Below are 20,789 nucleotides of genomic sequence, written 5' to 3'. Positions count from 1 at the left end.
GGTGGCGCGGTTTGACGAACGACTTGACCGGATCGTAGCCCGCAGCGAGGAATTGCAGGCGCAACTGGCCGAAGGACTGTCTGGCGCGGCCTTCAGCCAGGCATCGCGCGAATTTGCCGAACTCGATCCCATCGTTGCCAAGGTCAATGCCCTGCGCGCCGCCGAAAAGGCGGTGGAGGAAACGCAGGGCCTGCTTGACGATCCGGAAATGCGCGGCCTTGCCGAAAGTGAGCTTACGGAACTGCGCCAGCGCATCCCCGTGCTGGAACATGACATCCGCATCGCCATGCTGCCGCGTGACGAGGCGGATGAACGCAGCGCCATCCTTGAAATCCGTCCGGCGGCGGGCGGGGACGAGGCGGCGCTGTTCGCCGGGCAACTGTTCGGGGCGTACCAGCGATATGCGGACCAGCGGGGATGGCGGTTCGAGATCCTCGAATATGATGAATCCGAACTTGGCGGCCTGCGTGAAGGGATCGCCAACATTACCGGCCGGGGCGTGTTCGCGCGCCTGAAATATGAATCGGGCGTGCACCGCGTCCAGCGTGTTCCCGCCACCGAAAGCCAGGGCCGCATCCATACCTCCACCGTCACGGTCGCCGTCCTGCCGGAAGCGGAAGAAGTGGATGTGGAGATCAATGACAGCGACCTGCGCATTGATGTCTATCGCGCCTCCGGCGCGGGCGGGCAGCATGTCAACAAGACGGAAAGCGCCGTGCGCATCACGCATATGCCCAGCGGCATTGTCGTGGCGATGCAGGAAGAAAAGAGCCAGCACAAGAACCGTGCAAAGGCGATGAAGATCCTGCGTGCGCGCCTGTATGAACGCAACCGCGCCGCCGCCCACGAAACCCGTGCGGCCGATCGCCGGTCACAGGTTGGCACGGGTGACCGGTCGGAACGCATCCGTACCTACAATTTCCCGCAGGGGCGCGTCACCGACCATCGCATCGGCCTGACGCTTTACAAGATCGACAAGGTCATGGGCGGTGAACTTGATGAGTTCGTCGACGCCCTGACGCAGGAGGAACAGGCGGCCCTGCTGGCGATGGACGAGGATTGAGAAGCCGGAGCCGAAAGGTTACGACGTCGGTGCGGCGCACAGCGAACTGCGGCCGGGGTGATGTTCCACCACATCGGGATCATCGGGGTCATCAAGGTAGAATTCGGTAAAATTCTTCGCGCCCAGCGCCACCAGATGATGCCCATCGGGAGCATGGAGGACACCTTCGCCACTGACTTCATGCGTTTCGGCTTTGCCCGTGGGGAGGCGGATCGTGATCTCCCCGCACAGGGCGTAGCTATGATTGAGCCGGCCGACAGGTGTTTCAATAGTGACGGTGCGTTCGGCATGGCGGGGGTCAAGCTGGAATGTCGCCACCAGCCGTTCGTCGATATACAGGCGCGAAACCTCGGAAATCTCGTCCGAGGCACAGCCATCCGTAACATCGAACGTGCTGGCAAAAGCCGTGGACGTCATGGCCACAAGACAGAACGCCGCCGGGACAAGGCCGCGACAGAGAAGGTGAGCAACGGATTTCATGGCGACAGGGTATGATGGAAACATGGTCCAATGAAAGAGGATGATCCGCCCGGCACCCATGATTTGCGCATGGTCGTGCAACAGGCGACCCATCACCTGTCACAGGCCGGCATCGAAACGCCCCGCCGCGAAGCGCGTCTCCTGCTGGCGCATGTGCTGGGAACGGACCTTGGTGGCCTGCTGCTGCGTGACCGGATCGAAACCGCCCTGCTGGAGCAGTTCCATGCGCTGCTTGCACGACGGGCGATGCATGAGCCGCTGTCTTACCTGACCGGCAGGGCAGGGTTCTGGTCCATGACGCTGGAGGTTTCCCCCGCCACGCTGATCCCGCGCGCCGATACCGAAACGCTGATCGAAGCGCTGCTGGACCTGCGTCCCGACCGGGGGGATGTCCGCACGATCCTTGACCTCGGGACGGGGACGGGCTGCCTGCTGCTGGCGGCCCTGAAGGAATATCCACAGGCATGGGGACTTGGGGTTGATCTGTCCCCCGACGCCGCACTGCTGGCGTCGCGCAATGCGCGGCATGTGGGCCTGTCGGGGCGATGTGACATCATCTGCGGGGACTGGGCGCAGGCCATCGCGGGACGGTTCGACGTTGTATTCAGCAATCCGCCCTATATCCCGCATATGGACCTGCAGGGCCTGATGCCCGATGTCCGCGACCATGAACCGCACCGCGCCCTTGACGGGGGTGATGACGGCCTCGACTGCTACCGCATCGTGATGCGCGCGCTGGTGCACCTGTTGCGCCCGCATGGCCTTGGCATCGTGGAACTGGGGATCGGGCAGGACCGCGACGTGGCCGCCCTTGGCCGCGCAGAAGGGATGGAGGTGGTCGATATCCGCCGTGACCTTGGCGGAATCGCGCGCGCTCTGGTTGTGCGGCAGGCAGGGGAGCCATGAAAAAATAATTTGGCGGCCAATGATTTGCAGGCTATATTGAGGGCGCATAACGGAACTGGAAACGCATGACGTTTCGCAGTTGCCCGGAAAGCGAACGATCCCGATTGTATATAATCCGGTGGCAGATCGCGATCTGTCCTGTTGTCCCCTGACGTGGACCACGGGATCGAGGTTCGACAATGATGTCGGGCATTCATTATTTATAACAGGCAGGGGCATGAAGGCGTCCCTACGGTCAGGTGCCCTGCGGGTGACCGTTAACATGAAAGTGCTGCGCAGCTTATGAACATAAAACGCATGCGAGGCCGTCACCATCGTTCGGGCGGCAGCAATGGCGGTGGGTCACGCCATAATAACGGGCAGATACCCCTGAACCGCAATCATGTCTTTGACAGCAACGGTCCCGATCTTCGCGTGCGGGGGACCGCCCAGCAGCTTTTTGAGAAATATCTCCAGCTTGGCCGCGATGCCAGCGGGTCTGGCGACCGTGTAATGGCGGAAGCCTATTTCCAGCACGCGGAACATTATTTCCGCATCCTCAATGCCATGACGCAGGCCGCGCAGCAGAGCCAGCAGGAACGTCAGGAACGCCAGGCCTCCCGCCAGCAGCGTCAGCCGAACACCCCGGCACAGCAGAACACGGCGGATTCCGATAGCGAAAGCGACGAGGAAGAAAACAACGAATCCGTCGCGGAAACCGTCAAGCCGGACCCCAAGCCCGCCGAAAAGAGCCGCTCCCGCTCACGCAGCAGCAACAGCGGCAACAACAATGGCGGCAATGCCGCACCTGCCGCGAACACGGAAGAGCTCGCGTCAACCAATTCGTAAATAATGAACCCTCCCCATGTGACGGCAACATGCGCACATGGGGAAATGCCCGGACGTATTACTGTGATGTCTCACGCCCGGACGTGTCGGGCGTCACCAGTTTCCATACCTTGCGCCGACGTCCCGATGTCGGGTCGTCATCAACGCTGACCAGCCCCTGGTTCCTGAGCGCCTGAAGCGCCAGACGTGCGTGATATGTGCCCATTTCAGGGAACATATCGCCTATTTCCTTGACCGAGCGGGCTTTTCCATCAGACAGGATTTTCAGCACAATCTGTCGCTTGCTGTCATGGTTTGTCACACGCCAGGAACGATGTTGAAAAAACGTCATGGCGTATCCATACCAGATCCGGCAGGCATGACCTAGTGCAGATCGGGCAACGTATGCTGCCATGTCCACAGGTCCGGGCTCCGTCCTGCATTCCCCATGCAGGGACGGAATTGCCCCTCCGTCCCGCCGGCAGGCCCCCTTCGATCATGGATGCCTCAGCCGGCAGCGCCGTCGCGTATCACCTGCGCAATGGCCGAGGTCAGGCGCGACAGTTCCTCGGGACGCACGGTAAAGGCGGGGGTCAGGTAGATGATGGTGCGGAACGGACGCACCCAGACACCCAGCGCGATCAGCGCCGCCTTCAGGCGGTTCATGTCCGCGATCGCGTCGAGTTCCACAACACCCACGGCCCCCATCACACGCACGTCACGGACGTTCGGCAGTCCCCGGCATGCCTCAAGCTCCTCGGTCATCTGCGCGCTGATCCGCGCGACCTGTTGCAGGCGGGGTTCTGTTGCGAACAGGTCCAGCGACGCATTGGCGCAGGCGCAGGCGAGGGGATTGGCCATGAATGTCGGCCCATGCATCAGCGCATGCAGCGGATTGTCCGACAGGAAGGCTTCGAACACATGCGATCGCGTCACCGTCGCGGCCAGCGCCATGGTCCCGGCCGTCAGCGCCTTTGACAGGGTCATGATATCGGGCACCACATCCGCCTGCTCGCACGCGAACATGGTCCCGGTGCGCCCGAATCCGGTAAAGATTTCATCGAAAATCAGCAGGACCCCATACCTGTCTGCCAATGTCCGCAATCGGCGCAGCACGTCCGGCCCGTGAAACAGCATCCCGCCCGCGCCCTGGATCATGGGTTCGACCAGAATCGCCGCGATTTCATCCCCCGATTCGGACAGGAGCGTCTCAAGCGCCCTGAAACTGGCCTCATCGCGCGGCAGGTCCACGATGTAATGCTGGGGCAGGACACCGCTGAACAGCGCATGCATCCCTTCTTCGGGATCGCACACCGCCATCGTGGCCAGCGTGTCACCATGATATCCGCCCCTGAACGCCAGCAGGCGGTTGCGTCCCGAAACGCCGCGGTTGATCCAGTACTGGATGGCCATCTTGATGGCGACCTCCACCGCGACAGACCCGGAATCGGTGAAGAACACCCGCTCCAGATCCCCCGGAAGAATCGCCGCCAGCCGCGTGGCAAGTGTAAGCGCTGGTTCATGCACAAGGCCGCCGAACATGACATGCGGCATGCGCCCCAACTGCGCGCTGACGGCCTCGCGGATATGGGGGTGGTTATATCCGTGGCAGGCCGTCCACCACGACGCGATGCCATCGACCAGCACCCGCCCATCCGCCAGATGGATGTCACAGCCCGACGTGCGGACCGCAGGCAGGGGAGGCAGGACTGTCTGCATCTGTGTATAGGGCAGCCAGATGTGCGGCATGCCGTCATCCAGCCATTGGGGTCCACGCATGCGGGTTCTCCGTGATATTGGGACAGGCATGTTTGGCCGATGCGACAGCCATCGGCGGGAGAGGACGCTTCATGGCGCGTTTTGATGATTTTTTCCAGACGGCGCTTGATGCGCTGGAACATGAGGGGATACGCCGCAGACCGGCGACGATCACCCATCGCGACGCCGTGACGATCGTGCGTGACGGGCAGGTGCTGGTGGATTTCTCCTCCAACGACTATCTGGGCCTTGCGCACCATCCCGACCTCATTGACCGCGCCTGCGAATGGGGGCGGCGATGGGGCAGTGGCAGTGGCGCGTCACGCCTGGTTACCGGCACCACCCCGGCCCATCGCGCGGTCGAGGCGAAGCTGGCGGCATTCAAGCATACCGAGGCAGCGCTGCTGTTCGCATCGGGATGGCAGGCGAATGCCTCCGTCCTGCCGGCATTGTGCCGCATGGCCACGGCCCGGACCGGCAGCGCGCCGCTGGTTTTTACCGACCGCCTGAACCATGCCAGCCTGCATCATGGCTGTCAGGCGGCGGGGATACGCCAGATCCGTTTCCGCCATAACGACCTTGCGCATCTGGCGTCGCTTCTGGAAAAGCATCGCGACAGGCCGGGCATGCGCTTCATCGTCACCGAAAGCGTCTTCAGCATGGACGGGGACTGTGTGGACATCCAGGCGCTGCATGCGCTGGGCAGGGAATATGACGCCTTCCTCTATCTGGACGAAGCCCACGCGACCGGCGTGCTGGGGCCACAGGGACGGGGCCTGTCGGCCATGACGCAGGGCGTCGATCTGGTGATGGGCACGTTCAGCAAGGCGCTGGGCAGCTTCGGGGCCTATGTGGCGGGATCCCGTGCGATGTGCGAATGGCTGTCCAACTGCTGCTCCGGCTTTGTCTATACCACGGCGCTGCCGCCAACGAACCTCGGGGCGATCGACGCCGCGCTGGATCTTGTCCCGTCCATGGATGCGCAGCGCCTGCGCCTGCATACGATGGCCCGGACCGTCCGGCAGGCGATCCGGGCGCTCGGCCTGTCCACCGGCGCCTCTGCGACCCAGATCATCCCGATCGAGATCGGGGAGACGCAGCGGACGATGGCGTTCGCCGCCATACTGGCGCGCGAGGGCGTGCTGGGCATTCCCATACGGCCGCCTTCGGTCCCGCCAAACGGCAGCCGCATTCGCCTTGCGCTGAGTGCTGCGCATGATGACGCCATGATTGACAGACTGCTCGCCGCCATCAGGCAGGCTGCGGGGGAGGTACGACATGTCCATGACTGACATGCCACTCCTCTTTGTGCATGGGTGGGGGTTCGGGCCGGAAATATGGGCCCCGATCCGCGGGGCGGCGTCACAGCGGGAATGCCTGACGCTCGATTTCGGCTATTTTTCAGCCAGTCCCCACATGGCGTTGCCAGACCGGCCCTTCATGGCGGTCGGACATTCGCTTGGCGCGTTGTGGCTGTTATCCGAAATGCCGGAACAGTGCAGGGGGATGGTGCTGCTCAATGGCTTTGCACGCTTCGCCGCGTCCGAAGATTTCCCGCAGGGCGTCCCTGCACGCCTCCTGACGCGGATGATGCGCAGGCTTGAAAGCGCACCCGACGCCACGGTGCGCGACTTCCGCCATCAGGCGGGAACCGACATGCCTGCTCCCGGCGCGCCACATCCGGAACGGCTGCATGAGGGATTGCAGATGCTGCTGAGGCTGGATGCACGACCGGTCGCACGATCCACGGACTGCCCCATATACTGTGTCGCGGGAACCGGGGACGCCATTGCCCCGCCCGCGCTTACGCAGGCTTCCTTCCCGCCCGGAACCACCATTGACTGGCAGACAGGGGGGCACCTGCTGCCGCTGACCCATCCCGACGCCTGCCTGAACGTGATTGACCGCATGATGGAACGTATAACGCCGTGACCCCCTCGCATAAGCACCGTATCGCCCGCAGGTTTGACGCGGCCTCAGGCTATGACGCCGCAGCCCGCGTCCAGCGTATTGCCGCAGGCCACCTGGCGCAGCGGATCGAACGGGCCTGTCCGCCTCCGGGACCGAAACGCATCCTTGAGGTCGGATGCGGAACCGGTTTCCTGACGGGACATATGCGCCTGCTGTATCCCACGGCGCAGATCGTGGCCACGGATATCGCGCCGGGGATGCTGGAACAGACACGGGCCAGATTCCGCGACGACCCGCACATTACCTGTCACCTCATGGATGCGGAGCAGCCTGACCTGACGGGGCCGTTCGACCTGATCTGCTCCAGCATGGCCGCACAGTGGTTCGTCGCACGACGTGACACCATCGGACGGCTTGCCGCGCTGCTTTCCCCTGCGGGCGTGCTGGCGCTCTCCACGCTGTGCGAAGGCAGCTTTGCGCAATGGCGGGACCATTATGCAGCGCTGGACCTGCCCTGCCCGATGGCGGCCTATCCCGACCTAGCGACGCTGGAGCAGGACTGGCCACAGACGGGAAGTGGGACATGGACACGCGAAACCATCGTCGAGGTTCCGCAATCGGCACTTACCTTCGTGCGTGAACTGCGCGCCATCGGGGCGGATGTGCCCGTCCCCACACATGATGCGCGCGCAGAGGGTCTGCGCCGTGTCCTGAAGCGGGCCGACAGCGACGCCACGTTCAGCGTGAATTACAATATCGCCTTCGGGATCTTCCGGCGCACCCCACATTCCGGCGTTTTCGTAACCGGAACCGATACCGGGGTGGGCAAGACACTGGTATCCGCCGTGCTGGCGCGGGCCTGGGATGCCTCATACTGGAAACCCCTGCAAAGCGGCATCGCGGACGAACCCGCCGATACCAGCAGTGTCGCGGCGCTGGCGGAACTTCCTCCCGCGCGCCTGCACCCGCCCGCCGGGGTCTATGCCGCATCACTTTCACCCGAGGATGCGGCAGCCTGCGAAGGGGAGGTCATTGATCCCGACCGGATCGTCATGCCGCATGATTCATCCGGCCGCCCCATGATCGTGGAAGGGGCCGGGGGCGTCATGGTCCCGATCAGTCCCGGTTTCCTGATGCTCGACCTGATGGAACGCCTTGCCCTGCCGGTGGTGGTGGTGGCGCGCAGTACGCTGGGTACGATCAACCACACACTGCTCAGCCTCGCCATGCTGCGGCAGCGCAATATCCCGGTCATGGGCGTCATCCTGAACGGGCCGGAGAACGCCTGCGCCCGCAGCGCCATTGAACGGCATGGCAAGGTCCGGATCCTGGCGGAGTTTCCGATGCTGGAAGACGTCAATGCCCCGGCCATCGCCCAACTGGCCCACCGCGTGCCGCGATGGGAGACGCTGCGGCATCCCGCCGCCTGATCCGGTCCTTCAGTAACGCCGTATCAGGCCGGCAAGGCTGCCCTGTATGGCGACCTTGTCGGCGGGGATGATGCGTGTTTCGTACCGTGCGTTGGCCGGTTCCAGCGCAATGGTGCTCCCCTTGCGGCGCAGGCGCTTGAGGGTCACCTCATGCCCTTCGATCAGGGCGACGACAATTTCCCCGTTTTCGGGATTGCGGTCCTGCCGCACGATCACGGTATCCCCATCAAGGATCCCGGCCTCGATCATCGAATCGCCGCAGACTTCCAGGGCGTAATAGGTGCCGGCCCCGACAAGGCCCGCCGGGACATCAATCAGGTTCGTCGTATCGCTGATCGCCTCGATCGGGTGGCCTGCGGCAATACGGCCCAGGAACGGCACCCGGACCGCATCGACCGTGGCCGCAACCTGCACGGCGGGAAGGATGGGGGTGAAGTCTCCCTTGATGACCGTGGGGGAAAACGCATCGGCGCCACGCATGGCGGTGTCCGCCGCCTCGATCTGCGGGATCTGCACAACCTCCAGCGCACGGGCGCGGTGATGCTTGCGCCGCACGAACCCGCGTTCCTCCAGCGCGGAAATCAGGCGGTGGATGCCGGATTTCGAACGCAGGCCCAACGCATCCTTCATCTCGTCAAAGGAAGGGGAGAATCCTGTCTGCTTCAGGTGCCGGTCGATATAGAGCAGGAGTTCATGTTGTTTACGCGTCAGCATGAAGGATATCTCCCGCCACCAAGGAACAAAACCAGAAAACTTATCCTTCGTTCTATGTTAGTTCCCGCTCCCAGGTCAACTCCCTGTCTCAGGGAATATCAAGGCGGATGATCCTGCAGGCATCTCCCTTCCGGGCGGGCGCAGCCTTGGCGTCGCGTATGACCAGCGCCTGACTGTCACACAGGACCTGCAGCATCGCGGAATCCTGCTGCGGGAAGGGCAGGGCGATCAACCGGCCCGCCGCATCATGACGCAGGCGTGCGCGCAGGTAACTTTCGCGCTGGTCGTTGGCCTCCACATCCGCGCCGAGGATCGCCATCCCGATTTCGGGGCCGACCGCATCCTGTCCCATCAGACGCCGCAACGCAGGGGCCACAAACAGCGTTCCACAGACAAACGCAGCAACCGGATTGCCGGGCAGTCCGATCACCGGCATCGCCCCCAGGCGACCATGCATCAGCGGTTTGCCCGGACGCATGGCGATCTTCCAGAAATCCATCTCCACGCCGATCCGCTTCAGGGCCTCCTGCACAAGGTCGTAACGCCCCACGCTGGCGCCCCCGATCGTGACCAGCATGTCCATGCCCTCAACCATGCGTGACAGCGCGATGAGGTCCTCCATGCGGTCGCGCGCAACCGGCATCATCACGGGTTCCGCCCCTGCGGCGCGGATCAGTGCCTCAAGCATCAGGGTATTGGAATTGGCGATCATGCCCGGCCCCATCGGTTCACCCGGCAGGACAAGTTCATCCCCCGTCGCGACAATGGCGACACGCGGACGGCGATAAACGCTGAGCCATGGATGGTTGGCTGCGGCGGCAAGGCCGATGGCGCGGGCATCAAGCCGCCGGCCCGACGGGATGATTTCCCGCCCATGGGCGAAATCCTGTCCCCGCCTGCGCACATACAGGCCCGCCTGCGCGACCTGCGTCGTGGTCATGATGTCATCGTGGCGTGATGCATTTTCCTGCAGCACGATCGCATCCGCCCCGGCGGGCACGATACTGCCGGTATAGATCCGCACACATTCCCCAGCCCCCACCGTGCCGCCAAAGGGATGCCCGGCGGGACTTTCACCAATCAGGCGCAGTTGCACGCCGTCGCCCGACAGGTCCGCCGCACGCACGGCATATCCATCCATGGCGGAAATATCGGCAGGCGGGTTATCAAGCCGCGCGAACACCGGCGATGCGCTCACACGGCCCGAAGCGCAGGAGAGGGAGACGATCTCCGGCGCGGTGGCGCGAAGCCCCTGGAGGATACGTTCGCGGGCTTCTGAAACGCTCAACATGGCAGGCCGGACTCCTTTTTTTGCCGGTTAAGAGGATTTTGAAGGCGAATATCAAGACTAAAAGCTTGACCTCAGCCTCTTGTATGCGCATTTTCCGCCAAACTTGAACCACTGCTGCACCCAAGTGTTCCAGCAGCGGCGGAGCAGTGCTGAGGATATCATGGCAAAGACCAACACCATTCAGATCAAGCTCGTTTCCACGGCGGATACCGGCTATTTCTACGTCACGAAAAAGAACGCCCGTGCCCAGACCGGCAAGATGGAAATGCGCAAGTATGACCCCGTCGCGCGCAAGCACGTGACGTTCCGTGAAGCGAAAATCAAGTAACCTTCCGACCCTGTGTCGGTATGAAAAAACCCCGGTCCATCCAGTTGTGCCGGGGTTTTTTCGTATCCGTATCCGCGACTGGCCCGGATGGCGTCAGTACAACCGGTCATGTGGCCCGTAGGGAACGACGATCTCGTCCTGCCGCGCAAGGTTCTCCATCGAACGGGCGCGTTCGTCCATCAGGTCACGATCGAGGGTGTTTTCCTTCAGCCCCCGCACCCGGCGCAGCCAGACCTGCTGCTCTGCATAGGCGTCCTTCTGCGCGCTGTTGGCTTCATCAAGCAGGCGCAACTGCGCGGCATAGCTGTGCAGGCCATGTTCGCCACGCATCACGTTCCAGCCGAAATAAGCCGTCAGCCCGATGAAAAGGGCAGGGGGCAGGGCGCTGCCGACAACCCGCCTGATGATCTTGCCAATCCGCATCTGTTATCCGGTATCCGTCTTTTGTGCGTCAGTGATGGCATCCGCATCGCACGGACGCCACCGGGATCCACGCGGCTTCAGCCCGCCTTGAGGATCGTGCGGCCAGCATAGCGCGCCGCGGTTGCCAGTTCGTTTTCGATTCGGATCAACTGGTTGTATTTCGCCGTCCGGTCGGAGCGGGAGAGAGAGCCCGTCTTGATCTGCCCGCAGTTCGTCGCAACCGCCAGATCGGCGATGGTGGAATCCTCCGTCTCGCCCGAACGGTGGCTCATGACGGCGGTATAGCCCGCATGCTGCGCCATCTGCACGGCCTCGAGCGTTTCGCTCAGCGTGCCGATCTGGTTGACCTTGACGAGCAGGGAATTGGCGACGCCAGCCTTGATCCCGCGACGCAGGCGGTCCGGGTTGGTCACGAACAGGTCGTCCCCCACCAGTTGCAGCTTTCCCCCGAGGTTCGCGGTCAGTTCGGCCCAGCCTTCCCAGTCATCCTCGGCCAGTCCGTCCTCGATCGAGACGATGGGATAACGCGCGGCAAGATCGGCAAGGTAGGCGATCATCCCCCCCGCGTCGAGCGACTTGCCTTCGCCTTTCAGTTCATAGCGACCATCGTGATAGAACTCGGTCGCGGCACAATCGAGCGCGAACGTCACGTCATCACCGGGGCGATAGCCCGCAGCCTCCACCGCGCGACTGATGAAGCCAAGCGCCTCATCCGCGGATTTCAGGGCCGGGGCAAACCCGCCCTCATCCCCGACATTGGTGTTGTAGCCCGCGCCGGACAGGCTCTTTTTAAGCTGTGCAAAGATTTCCGAGCCCATGCGGATCGCATCGGTCACCGTGGGCGCACCCACTGGCTGGATCATGAATTCCTGGATGTCGATGGGATTGTCCGCGTGCTGGCCGCCATTGATGATGTTCATCATCGGCACGGGCAGCGTACGCGCGTAAACGCCCCCTACATAGCGATAGAAAGGCACCTGCAGTTCTTCTGCCGTGGCCTTCGCCACCGCCAGCGAAACGCCAAGGATGGCGTTCGCGCCGAGGCGGGATTTGTTCGGCGTCCCGTCAAGGTCGATCATCGCCTCGTCAATAGCGACCTGGTCGCTGGACTCGACACCCTGCAGGGCGCCAAGAATTTCGTTTTCGACATTGCCGACGGCCTTCAGAACGCCCTTGCCGCCATAACGCGACTTGTCACCATCACGCAGTTCCACGGCCTCATGCGCGCCGGTGGACGCGCCGGAGGGAACTGCCGCGCGACCCTTGGCCCCGGATGCCAGTTCCACGTCCACTTCCACGGTCGGGTTGCCACGGCTGTCGAGAATTTCGCGGGCGATGATGTCGATAATGGCGCTCATGATATCCGTTTCCTCTTTTTCCAGAGTTTATTGAGGTATCGAAAACCGGACATGCTCCCGATACCCGATGCAGGTGACGATACCAGAAACATATGACGTGTCACATGTCTCAGTGCGATAAGATGAAAACTAGCAAGGAGTGCCCATTGTCGTGAAACGCCTTCCCCTTCTGGCCATTATCATGGGTATCGCCAGCCTGCTCCCGATCGTGGGGTGCACCTGTGCGATCATCTTCCTCTCGCCGGCCGTGACGCCACGCATGCTGGAGGTCACGGTGGGATACGGGGCGGTGATGCTGTCCTTCATGGGGGCCGTCCACTGGGGACTGGCGCTGGAGACACCCGCCATCATCACGCCGGGACAGGAGACGGGGAAAATCAGCACTTACCGCCTGCTGCTGGGCGGCGTGCCTGCCGGTATCGGCTGGCTGTCGCTGTGTGCGGCCATGTTCCATGAACTCGCGGCGGTACTGATGCTGATGGCCGGGTTTGCCGGCGTGGTGGTGGTGGAACGCATGGCATGGCGCAGGGGGGCAATGCCACGCGGCTACATGACCCTGCAATGGATTGTCGTGACGGTGGTGGAAGTCTGCCTCCTTGCAGTCACGGTCATGGCCCTGTCATGGAAATATAGCGCATGACGCCAACCACCCATGGCACAGCCCGTAAGTCATACAAGTTTTTGGTGAGGCTTTTTTGCTTCAGAAGAACACCGCCTTTTTTAAGAAAAGGCGGCGTCCGGAATTCAGACCGTCTCCTTGGTCAGGCGGTCATAACGCTGCAGAGTGGACAGCAGGCCTTCCATCTGTGACAGAGGAATCATGTTAGGACCATCGCTCGGCGCGTTGTCCGGATCTTCGTGGGTTTCGATGAACACGGCGGCCACCCCGATCGCAAGGGCCGCACGGCTCAGCACCGGGGCAAACTGCCGCTGCCCGCCCGACGAACTTCCCAGACCGCCAGGCTGCTGTACGGAATGGGTCGCATCATAGACGACCGGAAACCCGGTCTGCGCCATGATCGGCAGGGCACGCATGTCATTGACCAGCGTGTTGTAGCCAAATGACGTCCCGCGTTCGCACAGCATGATGCGTTCATTACCGGTCGAGGCGATCTTCGCCGCCACGTTGGCCATGTCCCACGGGGCAAGGAACTGCCCCTTCTTCACGTTGATCGCGGCACCCGTCTGACCCGCCGCAAGCAGAAGGTCGGTCTGGCGGCACAGGAAAGCGGGGATCTGCAGCACATCCACCGCCTCGGCCGCTGGGGCGCACTGCTCCGGCAGGTGGACATCGGTCAGTACGGGAATGTCGAAACGCTCCCGCACGCGGGCAAGGATTTCCAGCCCGCGACCCGCCCCGATTCCGCGCGCACTGTTCAGGCTGGTGCGATTCGCCTTGTCGAAGGAGCTTTTGTAGATCAGCCCGATTCCCAGGCGACGCGCGATGGCCTGCAGCGAATCGGCGGTCTCCATGGCATGGGATTCCGATTCGATCTGGCAGGGACCGGCGATCAGGGTAAACGGCCGGTCATTGCCGATCACCAGATCCCCGACCCGGATTGACACCGGTGCGTTCACTGGCGTGCGCTCCGCTCCAACGCCGCGCCAACCAGTCCGGAAAACAGCGGATGCGGGTCAAACGGCTTCGACAGCAGTTCCGGGTGGTACTGCACCGCGACGAACCACGGATGGTCGGGATATTCCACGATCTCCGGCAGGATGCCGTCGGGCGACATGCCGGAAAAACGCAGGCCCGTCTTTTCCAGTTGCTCGCGGTAATGGACGTTCACCTCGTAACGGTGACGATGGCGTTCACGGATGTCGGTCCGGCCATAGATTTTCGCCACATGCGAACCTTCTGCAAGCCGGGCCGGGTAGGAGCCAAGCCGCATCGTCCCGCCAAGTTCGCCACCCTCACGCCGGCGAAGCAGTTCGTTGCCACGCGCCCATTCCGTCATCAGGCCGACAAGGGGTTCCTCCGTCGGGCCGAATTCGGTGGACGACGCCTTGGGCAGGCCCGCCAGATTGCGTGCGCACTCGATCACCGCCATCTGCATGCCGAAACAGATGCCAAGGAAGGGGATGTTGTTTTCACGGGCGAACTGCACCGCGCGGATCTTGCCTTCCGAGCCACGCTCCCCGAAACCGCCGGGGACGAGGATGGCGTCGGACCGTGCAAGCGCCTGCAGGCTGGCGTCGGACTTTTCAAAATCCTCGGCCTCGACCCAGTTCAGGCGCACCTTGGCGCGATGGGCGATGCCACCATGGTGCAGCGCCTCGATCAGGGACTTGTAGCTGTCGAGCAGGGCGGTGTACTTGCCCACGACCGTAATCGTCACCTCCCGTTCGGGATGGCGGATCGCATCGACGATATGTTCCCACCGCGACAGGTCGGGTTCCTGGTCCGCGGGCAGGCCGAAATGGCGCAGCACCTCGGTATCCATGCCTTCTGCGTGATAGGAAATGGGGCAGGCGTAAATCGTATCGACATCGCGCGCGGCGATGACCGCCTCGGGCCGGACGTTGCAGAAACTGGCGATCTTGCGCCGCTCGTTGGTCGGGATCTCCCGGTCGGAACGGCAGACCAGAATCTGCGGCTGGATGCCGACATTCTGGAGTTCCTTGACCGAATGCTGCGTGGGCTTGGTCTTGAGTTCACCGGCCGCCGCGATCCATGGCAGCAGCGTCAGGTGAATGAACATCGTCTGCTCGGGCGCAAGGTCATTGCGTAGCTGACGGATGGATTCAAGGAAGGGCAGGCTTTCGATATCGCCAACCGTGCCGCCAATTTCCACAAGGACGAAATCAACGTCCTCGGTCCCCGCGACGATCATTTCCTTGATCGCGTTGGTGATGTGGGGAATGACCTGCACCGTCGCGCCGAGATATTCGCCACGCCGTTCCCGTGCAATCACATCGGAATAGATCTGGCCCGTCGTGGCATTGTCTGCCTTGGTCGCGGGTACGCCTGTAAAACGCTCGTAATGCCCCAGGTCGAGATCCGTCTCCGCACCATCGTCGGTCACGAAGACCTCGCCGTGCTGGTAGGGACTCATCGTCCCCGGATCGACATTCAGGTAGGGATCGAGCTTGCGCAACCGGACCCGATAGCCACGGGCCTGGAGGAGGGCGGCAAGGGCAGCCGAAGCGATACCTTTGCCAAGGGAGGACACCACGCCGCCGGTGATGAATACAAACCGCGTCATGGAGGGCCTTCCTACACTGCTTGCGCCCGGCATGAAAGACCCAATTGACGGGGTCATTCACGCATGGGCAGAAAAATCTCCGGCCCGGCATCCTGCACGCAGTCCGCCGGGCCGGTCACATACGTCATTTGGTCGCGGGCGTGCCCGTGGGTGCAGCCGGGGATGACGGGGCGGGGGGCTGCTCCAGGATGTCATGCCCGACACCCGACGACGCGCCGCGGTTCATGATCGCGAGCGTCAGCGACAGCACCATGAAGATCGTGCCGAGGATGGCGGTCGAACGCGTCAGCAGCGTTGCCGTGCCCCGGCCCGACATGAATGACCCCATTCCCTGCGAACTTCCGATCCCGAGGCCACCGCCCTCGCTGCGCTGGATCAGGATCGTCCCGATCAGTGCCACCGTGACAAACAGATGCAACAAAAGAAGGACCGTGATCATACTTGTTCCCAGCTATCCCCTGCGGACGGGGCCGATGAAATCAGATATCGACCGCCGCACGGACGATCGGCATGAACGTCTCCGCCGCCAGGCTGGCATTGCCGACCAGCGCGCCGCCAACATTGGCGATGGGCAGGATATCGGCGGCGTTACGTCCGTTGACCGATCCACCATAAAGGATTTTTATGGTTTTACCAGCATCGCCAAACTGCCGGACCAGTTCCTCGCGGATGAACTGCGTCATGTCGGCGATATCCTGCTGTGACGCGGCCGTGCCCGACCCGATCGCCCAGACGGGTTCATACGCCACGATACCGGAAAATCCCTGCGGCAGGGATCCCTGGATCTGCCATCCGACGGTTTCCTGCGAATCCCCGGTGGAACGCTGGTCGGCATTCTCGCCCACGCACACGATGGGCGTCAGGCCCGCCGCCGCGGCCGCGACCGCCTTTTCACGCACGGTTTCATCAAGTTCGTTATGGTCGCGGCGACGTTCGGAATGGCCGAGGATCACGTATTCAACACCAAGGTCACGCAGCATGCTGGCCGCGATGTCGCCGGTATGCGCGCCACAGGGATCCTGATGGCAGTCCTGCGCCCCCAGCGCGATCCCGTGTTCGCGCAGTTTCGGCCCCAGCAGCGCCAACTGCGTGAAGGGCGGGCAGATGACCACCTGCGCGCCAGAAACATCCTGTCCCATGGCCGCGCCCATGTCGTCGACCGCCTTGGCGGCGTCCGCGGTCATGCCGTTCATCTTCCAGTTGCCGACGATGATCTGCTTCATTGTTGTTTTTCCGGTTACTGCACTTGCTGGACTTTTTTCATACCGTTGGCCGGCCCGTGCCTGATGATGGCCGGGCGGCGCGGATGCTCGCTCCAACCTACACCATGCCGCCTGCCGGGTGGCAACCCGTCCGCACGGTGGGGCAGGGACGTGGGGGACGGCGTTGCGCGCAAACGCCCGACTGGTCAAACGCGCGGTGGGGCCGTATGGTGCCGCTGCTGAAAAAGTGGCCCATCCATGCCATGCGCGCATGGGTCATGCCGCGTCTACTTGCCGATTTTCGTCTGGGTCTGGTGTCTGCATGTTATCATTCTTGTGCCGTGTTTTTGTCGATTCCTGGGTCGGCAGGGTTGTCGTGGGGCTGTTTTTCCTGACGTTCGTCGGGTGGGGCGTGGGGGATGTCCTGATGAACATCGGCACCGAACGCGCCGATGTGGTGGCGCGCGTCGGGCCTGACCCGATCCTCGTGCCGGCCTATGAACAGGCGCTGCGCACGGAAATGCCCCAGATCGCGCAGCAGATGCACCTTGACGATCCGTCGCAGATCCCCGCCGCCACGCGCGAACAGATCGCGCAGCAGGTCCTCCAGCGCCTGATCCTGCAGGACGAGGTGGCGCTCGCCGCCCGCCAGCACGGCCTGCTGGTCCCCGACAGCGCGGTCCGCGCCGAAATCTTCGCCATCCCGGCCTTCCAGGACAAGAACGGGAAGTTCGACCGCGCCCTGTTCAACACCCGGCTGCGCAGCAGCGGCATGACCGAGGCACGGCTGATTGAACTCGTCCGTGCCGAGCAGGCGTCGAAGGCGCTGATGGAGCCGATTCGCAATGGCGCGGGCGCGCCCGCCATCCTGACGCGCCGCATCTTCGACCTGGAGGCCCAGACCCGCAGGGTGGACATCGTGCGCGTGCCCTTTGCCGCGCAGACGCCCGGGGCCCCCACGGATGCGCAGGCCCGCCGCTTCTATGCCAACCACCCGTGGCTGTTCGAGGCCCCGGCCTACCGGCACGCGCGAATCGTGGTCCTTTCGCCCGATACCGTGGCGCATTCCATGACCATTCCCGACGCGGACCTGCATCACATGTATGAACAGCAGGCCCAGCGCTTCAACACGCCCGAGACACGCTCCGTACAGGTCATCACCGCCCCGACCGAGGCGCGCGCCCGCGAACTGCTGGCCATGTGGCAGGGCGGGGCGAACTGGGACGCGATGCAGAAAAGCGCGGGCAAGGACAGCGCAAGCGTGGAGATGGATGACATCCGAATCTCCTCCATCCCGTCGCAGGACCTCGCACGGCAGATCTTCACGGCCCCGTCCGATACCGTGTCGCCGCCCGTCCATACGGATGGTGGCTGGGCCATCTTCCGTGTCATCCATGTGACCCCGGCCCATATTTCCGACTTTGACTCCGCACGTCCCGCCCTGCAGGCGCAGGCCCTAGCCGAGAGGGTTCAGGCGCAGATCGGTGAGCGGGTGCAGAAACTGCAGGACGCCATCGCCGGCGGTGGGCTGGATTCCATTCCCTCCGAACTTGGCGCCGTGGCGGTTGCGGGCAACGTTGATGCCCATGGCATGACGCAGGAAGGCAACCCCGCCCCAATTCCCGGCAGCAACGCCGTGCGCCAGGCGATCGTCGCGCGCGTCTTCTCCCAGCCCAGGGGCAGCAGCCCCGAACTGCTGCAGGCGCCGGAAGGGACGTGGTACGCCGTCTCCGTCGATGGGGAAACGCCCGCCCGCCCGCTGTCGTATGAGGACGCGGCGCAGAAGGTGCGGGACGCATGGATGGACGATGCCCGCCGCCACACCGCCGATCAGGCGGCGACCACGCTTTACACGCAGGCGCAGGATGGTGGTGGCCTTGCCCATATCCAGCCCGCCGTGCCCGATCTGGTACACAGCGCGCCTTTCTCCCGCGCGCATGACGTGAACGAGGTTCCGCATGATGTCGCGGAAATCGCCTTCCGTCTTGACCATGTGGGGCAGAGCCTGATGGTGGAGGCGGACGGGGCCTTCTATGTCGCGACGCTGACGGATGTTTCCTCCCCCGACCCGGCGGCGCAGCGCATGCTGTTCGACCGCATCAGCACCACCCTGTCGCAGGCCGTGGCCGATGATGTGGAGATGAGCTATGCTCAGGCGCTGCAGGCGATCGTAAAACCCAAACCCAACCCGAGCGCCATCAACGCCGTCATGTCCGCCGTTTCCGGCAAGGGCAATCCAGAGGCAGGACAGTGAGTACAGACCCTTCGCAGTTCATCCCTTCGTTCCGGGCAATGCCTGCTTCCGACCGGGAAGCGGCGCTGGCCCTGCTGCGCGCCGGGAAGGCGACGGTCGCATGGCGGGTGGAACCTGCGGACCTGCTGACACCGGTCGCAGCCTTCCTGCACCTGTCACCACTGGCGAAGCGTCATGGCGGCGGCACGGGTGGACGCAACGCCTTTCTGTTCGAAAGCGTGGAGGGAGGGGTCTCGCGCGGGCGCTATTCGGTCATCGGCCTGCTGCCGGACCTGATCTGGCGCTGCCATGACGGCCGCGCCAGCCTGTGTACGGACCCGTCCGCCGCCCGGCATGAATTCCGCCCTGATGAGCGTCCGCCACTGGACTCCCTGCGTGACGTACTGCACGCCAGCCGCATCGAACTCCCGGACCATCTTCCCCCGATGACGGGCGGGGTGTTCGGCTATCTCGGCTATGACATGATCCGGCAGATGGAATACCTGCCGGATATTCCGCCCGATGACCTCGACCTGCCCGAGGGGATCATGATCCGCCCCGGCCTGTTCGCCATTTTCGACACGGTGCGCGACGAACTGCTGCTGGCGGTGCCATTGCGCCCCGACGCCGATATCCCGGCCGAGGCGATATGGGACAGGGGGCAGGATCTCCTGCGACAGGCCGGCGCGGCGCTGGCCACGCCTTTGCCCACGCCGCAACCGGAGACGGGGACCATTGCCCCGCCGGTACCCACGTCGCCGTTCACGCGGGAAGAATTCTGTGCGGTGGTGCGTCGCATCCAGGACTACATCGCTGCGGGCGATGCGTTCCAGGTCGTGCCCAGCCAGCGGTTCGAGGCGGAATTCACACTGCCGCCATTCGCGCTGTACCGCGCGCTGCGCCGGATCAATCCCGCGCCGTTCCTGTTTTACCTCGACCTTGACGGGTTCAGCCTTGTCGGCTCCTCACCAGAGATCCTGGTACGGCTGCGCGATGGCACGATGACGGTGCGCCCCCTTGCCGGCACACGCCCGCGTGGGCGCACCGCCGCCGAAGACATGGCGCTGGAGCAGGATCTCCTGGCGGACCCCAAGGAACGTGCCGAACACCTCATGCTGATCGACCTTGGCCGCAACGACGTGGGCAAGGCGTGCGAACTTGGCTCCGTCAGGGTGACGGAACAGTTCGTCATCGAACGGTTCAGCCATGTGATGCACATCTCCTCCAATGTGGAGGGGACCATCCGGCCGGAGCTTGAAGCACTTGATGCGCTGATGGCGGGGTTTCCTGCCGGCACGCTTACCGGCGCGCCCAAGATCCGGGCCATGGAAATCATCGACGAGGTCGAACCCACACGGCGGGCGACCTATGCCGGGTGCATCGGCTATTTCGGTCCCGAAGGACAGATGGATACCTGCATCGGGCTGCGCATGGCGGTCGTCAAGAACGGCAGGATGTATGTGCAGGCCGGGTGCGGTGTCGTCGCCGACAGCGTCCCCGAGGCCGAATACGAGGAAACCCGCCAGAAAGCCCGCGCCCTGTTCCGCGCGGCGGAGGAGGCCGTCCGCTTCGCCAGTCGCGAACAGCCAGACCGGGCGGGTGAATAAATGTTGTACGGGAATATACACATTTATTTTACCGATCCCCCCAACAGGGATTTGACCCTGCCACGCCGGAAG

At 63.4% G+C, this 20,789-nt stretch carries 20 protein-coding genes and 1 pseudogene; 10 read left to right on the top strand and 11 right to left on the bottom strand.

Annotated elements, in window-relative coordinates:
* Position 1 precedes the first annotated feature (1 nt).
* Positions 2-1,063: a peptide chain release factor 1 gene (gene prfA / locus CFR72_RS03225; RefSeq protein ID WP_110912619.1), complete on the top strand. Its 1,062-nt coding sequence runs from the start codon at positions 2-4 to the stop codon at positions 1,061-1,063.
* Positions 1,064-1,081: 18 nt separating this feature from the next.
* Here the strand turns inward: prfA and CFR72_RS03220 are convergent, their stop codons facing one another.
* Positions 1,082-1,543: a hypothetical protein gene (locus CFR72_RS03220; protein WP_110912618.1), complete on the bottom strand. Its 462-nt coding sequence runs from the start codon at positions 1,541-1,543 to the stop codon at positions 1,082-1,084.
* A gap of 30 nt (positions 1,544-1,573) precedes the next feature.
* On the opposite strand from CFR72_RS03220, the gene prmC reads away from it, so the two are divergent.
* Both prmC and CFR72_RS18420 read left to right on the top strand, forming a co-directional pair.
* The gene (gene prmC, locus CFR72_RS03215) at positions 1,574-2,449 is read left to right on the top strand and encodes a peptide chain release factor N(5)-glutamine methyltransferase (protein ID WP_110912617.1); all 876 of its coding nucleotides are present in this window, start codon (positions 1,574-1,576) and stop codon (positions 2,447-2,449) included.
* 282 nt (positions 2,450-2,731) lie between these two features.
* A pseudogene (locus tag CFR72_RS18420) lies at positions 2,732-3,061 on the top strand (DUF4167 domain-containing protein); the annotation flags it as partial.
* A 274-nt stretch (positions 3,062-3,335) separates the two neighbouring features.
* Here CFR72_RS18420 and CFR72_RS03205 read toward each other — a convergent pair.
* Together CFR72_RS03205 and CFR72_RS03200 are read right to left on the bottom strand one after the other, a co-directional pair.
* Positions 3,336-3,608: a hypothetical protein gene (locus CFR72_RS03205; RefSeq protein ID WP_110912615.1), complete on the bottom strand. Its 273-nt coding sequence runs from the start codon at positions 3,606-3,608 to the stop codon at positions 3,336-3,338.
* A 155-nt stretch (positions 3,609-3,763) separates the two neighbouring features.
* Positions 3,764-5,035 carry an adenosylmethionine--8-amino-7-oxononanoate transaminase gene (locus tag CFR72_RS03200; protein WP_110912614.1) on the bottom strand — a complete coding sequence of 424 codons (1,272 nt, stop codon included), beginning with the start codon at positions 5,033-5,035 and terminating at the stop codon, positions 3,764-3,766.
* 71 nt (positions 5,036-5,106) lie between these two features.
* Here CFR72_RS03200 and CFR72_RS03195 point away from each other — a divergent pair, with 71 nt between their 5' ends.
* Genes CFR72_RS03195 through bioD form a run of 3 tightly spaced genes read left to right on the top strand, consistent with a single transcriptional unit; the run spans position 5,107 to position 8,355 of the window.
* On the top strand, positions 5,107-6,306 hold the full coding sequence (locus CFR72_RS03195) for an aminotransferase class I/II-fold pyridoxal phosphate-dependent enzyme (RefSeq protein WP_110912613.1): 1,200 nt from the start codon (positions 5,107-5,109) through the stop codon (positions 6,304-6,306).
* The gene (locus tag CFR72_RS03190) at positions 6,293-6,946 is read left to right on the top strand and encodes an alpha/beta fold hydrolase (protein WP_110912612.1); all 654 of its coding nucleotides are present in this window, start codon (positions 6,293-6,295) and stop codon (positions 6,944-6,946) included. The genes CFR72_RS03195 and CFR72_RS03190 overlap by 14 nt, the downstream gene beginning before the upstream one ends.
* Positions 6,943-8,355: a dethiobiotin synthase gene (gene bioD / locus CFR72_RS03185; protein WP_110912611.1), complete on the top strand. Its 1,413-nt coding sequence runs from the start codon at positions 6,943-6,945 to the stop codon at positions 8,353-8,355. Before CFR72_RS03190 ends, bioD begins: the two co-directional genes overlap by 4 nt.
* Before the next feature lie 9 nt (positions 8,356-8,364).
* On the opposite strand, the gene lexA is transcribed toward bioD, so the two are convergent.
* Together lexA and CFR72_RS03175 are read right to left on the bottom strand one after the other, a co-directional pair.
* A complete protein-coding gene (lexA, locus tag CFR72_RS03180; RefSeq protein ID WP_110912610.1) occupies positions 8,365-9,069 on the bottom strand; it encodes a transcriptional repressor LexA in 705 nt (234 codons plus the stop codon).
* An 88-nt stretch (positions 9,070-9,157) separates the two neighbouring features.
* Positions 9,158-10,360, bottom strand: a complete 1,203-nt coding sequence (locus CFR72_RS03175) for a molybdopterin molybdotransferase MoeA (protein ID WP_110912609.1) — start codon at positions 10,358-10,360, stop codon at positions 9,158-9,160.
* A 160-nt stretch (positions 10,361-10,520) separates the two neighbouring features.
* Here CFR72_RS03175 and rpmG point away from each other — a divergent pair, with 160 nt between their 5' ends.
* Positions 10,521-10,688 carry a 50S ribosomal protein L33 gene (rpmG, locus tag CFR72_RS03170; RefSeq protein WP_025813389.1) on the top strand — a complete coding sequence of 56 codons (168 nt, stop codon included), beginning with the start codon at positions 10,521-10,523 and terminating at the stop codon, positions 10,686-10,688.
* A gap of 93 nt (positions 10,689-10,781) precedes the next feature.
* Here the strand turns inward: rpmG and CFR72_RS03165 are convergent, their stop codons facing one another.
* Together CFR72_RS03165 and eno are read right to left on the bottom strand one after the other, a co-directional pair.
* A complete protein-coding gene (locus tag CFR72_RS03165; RefSeq protein ID WP_110912608.1) occupies positions 10,782-11,111 on the bottom strand; it encodes an FtsB family cell division protein in 330 nt (109 codons plus the stop codon).
* A 77-nt stretch (positions 11,112-11,188) separates the two neighbouring features.
* On the bottom strand, positions 11,189-12,469 hold the full coding sequence (gene eno / locus CFR72_RS03160) for a phosphopyruvate hydratase (RefSeq protein WP_110912607.1): 1,281 nt from the start codon (positions 12,467-12,469) through the stop codon (positions 11,189-11,191).
* Between the two features lie 151 nt (positions 12,470-12,620).
* On the opposite strand from eno, the gene CFR72_RS03155 reads away from it, so the two are divergent.
* On the top strand, positions 12,621-13,109 hold the full coding sequence (locus CFR72_RS03155) for a DUF3429 domain-containing protein (RefSeq protein ID WP_110912678.1): 489 nt from the start codon (positions 12,621-12,623) through the stop codon (positions 13,107-13,109).
* Between the two features lie 104 nt (positions 13,110-13,213).
* Here the strand turns inward: CFR72_RS03155 and kdsA are convergent, their stop codons facing one another.
* From kdsA to tpiA, 4 genes are all read right to left on the bottom strand, one after another.
* The gene (gene kdsA, locus CFR72_RS03150) at positions 13,214-14,035 is read right to left on the bottom strand and encodes a 3-deoxy-8-phosphooctulonate synthase (protein WP_208629953.1); all 822 of its coding nucleotides are present in this window, start codon (positions 14,033-14,035) and stop codon (positions 13,214-13,216) included.
* 8 nt (positions 14,036-14,043) lie between these two features.
* A complete protein-coding gene (locus CFR72_RS03145) occupies positions 14,044-15,675 on the bottom strand; it encodes a CTP synthase (RefSeq protein ID WP_110912605.1) in 1,632 nt (543 codons plus the stop codon).
* A 124-nt stretch (positions 15,676-15,799) separates the two neighbouring features.
* A complete protein-coding gene (secG, locus tag CFR72_RS03140) occupies positions 15,800-16,114 on the bottom strand; it encodes a preprotein translocase subunit SecG (protein ID WP_110912604.1) in 315 nt (104 codons plus the stop codon).
* Positions 16,115-16,154: 40 nt separating this feature from the next.
* Positions 16,155-16,898: a triose-phosphate isomerase gene (gene tpiA / locus CFR72_RS03135; protein ID WP_110912603.1), complete on the bottom strand. Its 744-nt coding sequence runs from the start codon at positions 16,896-16,898 to the stop codon at positions 16,155-16,157.
* A 301-nt stretch (positions 16,899-17,199) separates the two neighbouring features.
* Here tpiA and CFR72_RS03130 point away from each other — a divergent pair, with 301 nt between their 5' ends.
* Both CFR72_RS03130 and trpE read left to right on the top strand, forming a co-directional pair.
* A complete protein-coding gene (locus CFR72_RS03130; protein ID WP_110912602.1) occupies positions 17,200-19,131 on the top strand; it encodes a peptidylprolyl isomerase in 1,932 nt (643 codons plus the stop codon).
* Positions 19,132-19,169: 38 nt separating this feature from the next.
* Entirely contained in the window at positions 19,170-20,717 is a 1,548-nt protein-coding gene (gene trpE, locus CFR72_RS03125; RefSeq protein ID WP_110912601.1) for an anthranilate synthase component I, read from the top strand.
* Positions 20,718-20,789: the final 72 nt, after the last annotated feature.

It is taken from the genome of Gluconacetobacter entanii (assembly GCF_003206495.1).
Classification (GTDB): Bacteria; Pseudomonadota; Alphaproteobacteria; order Acetobacterales; family Acetobacteraceae; genus Novacetimonas; species Novacetimonas entanii.
This window is presented reverse-complemented; position numbering and strand designations above follow the sequence as displayed.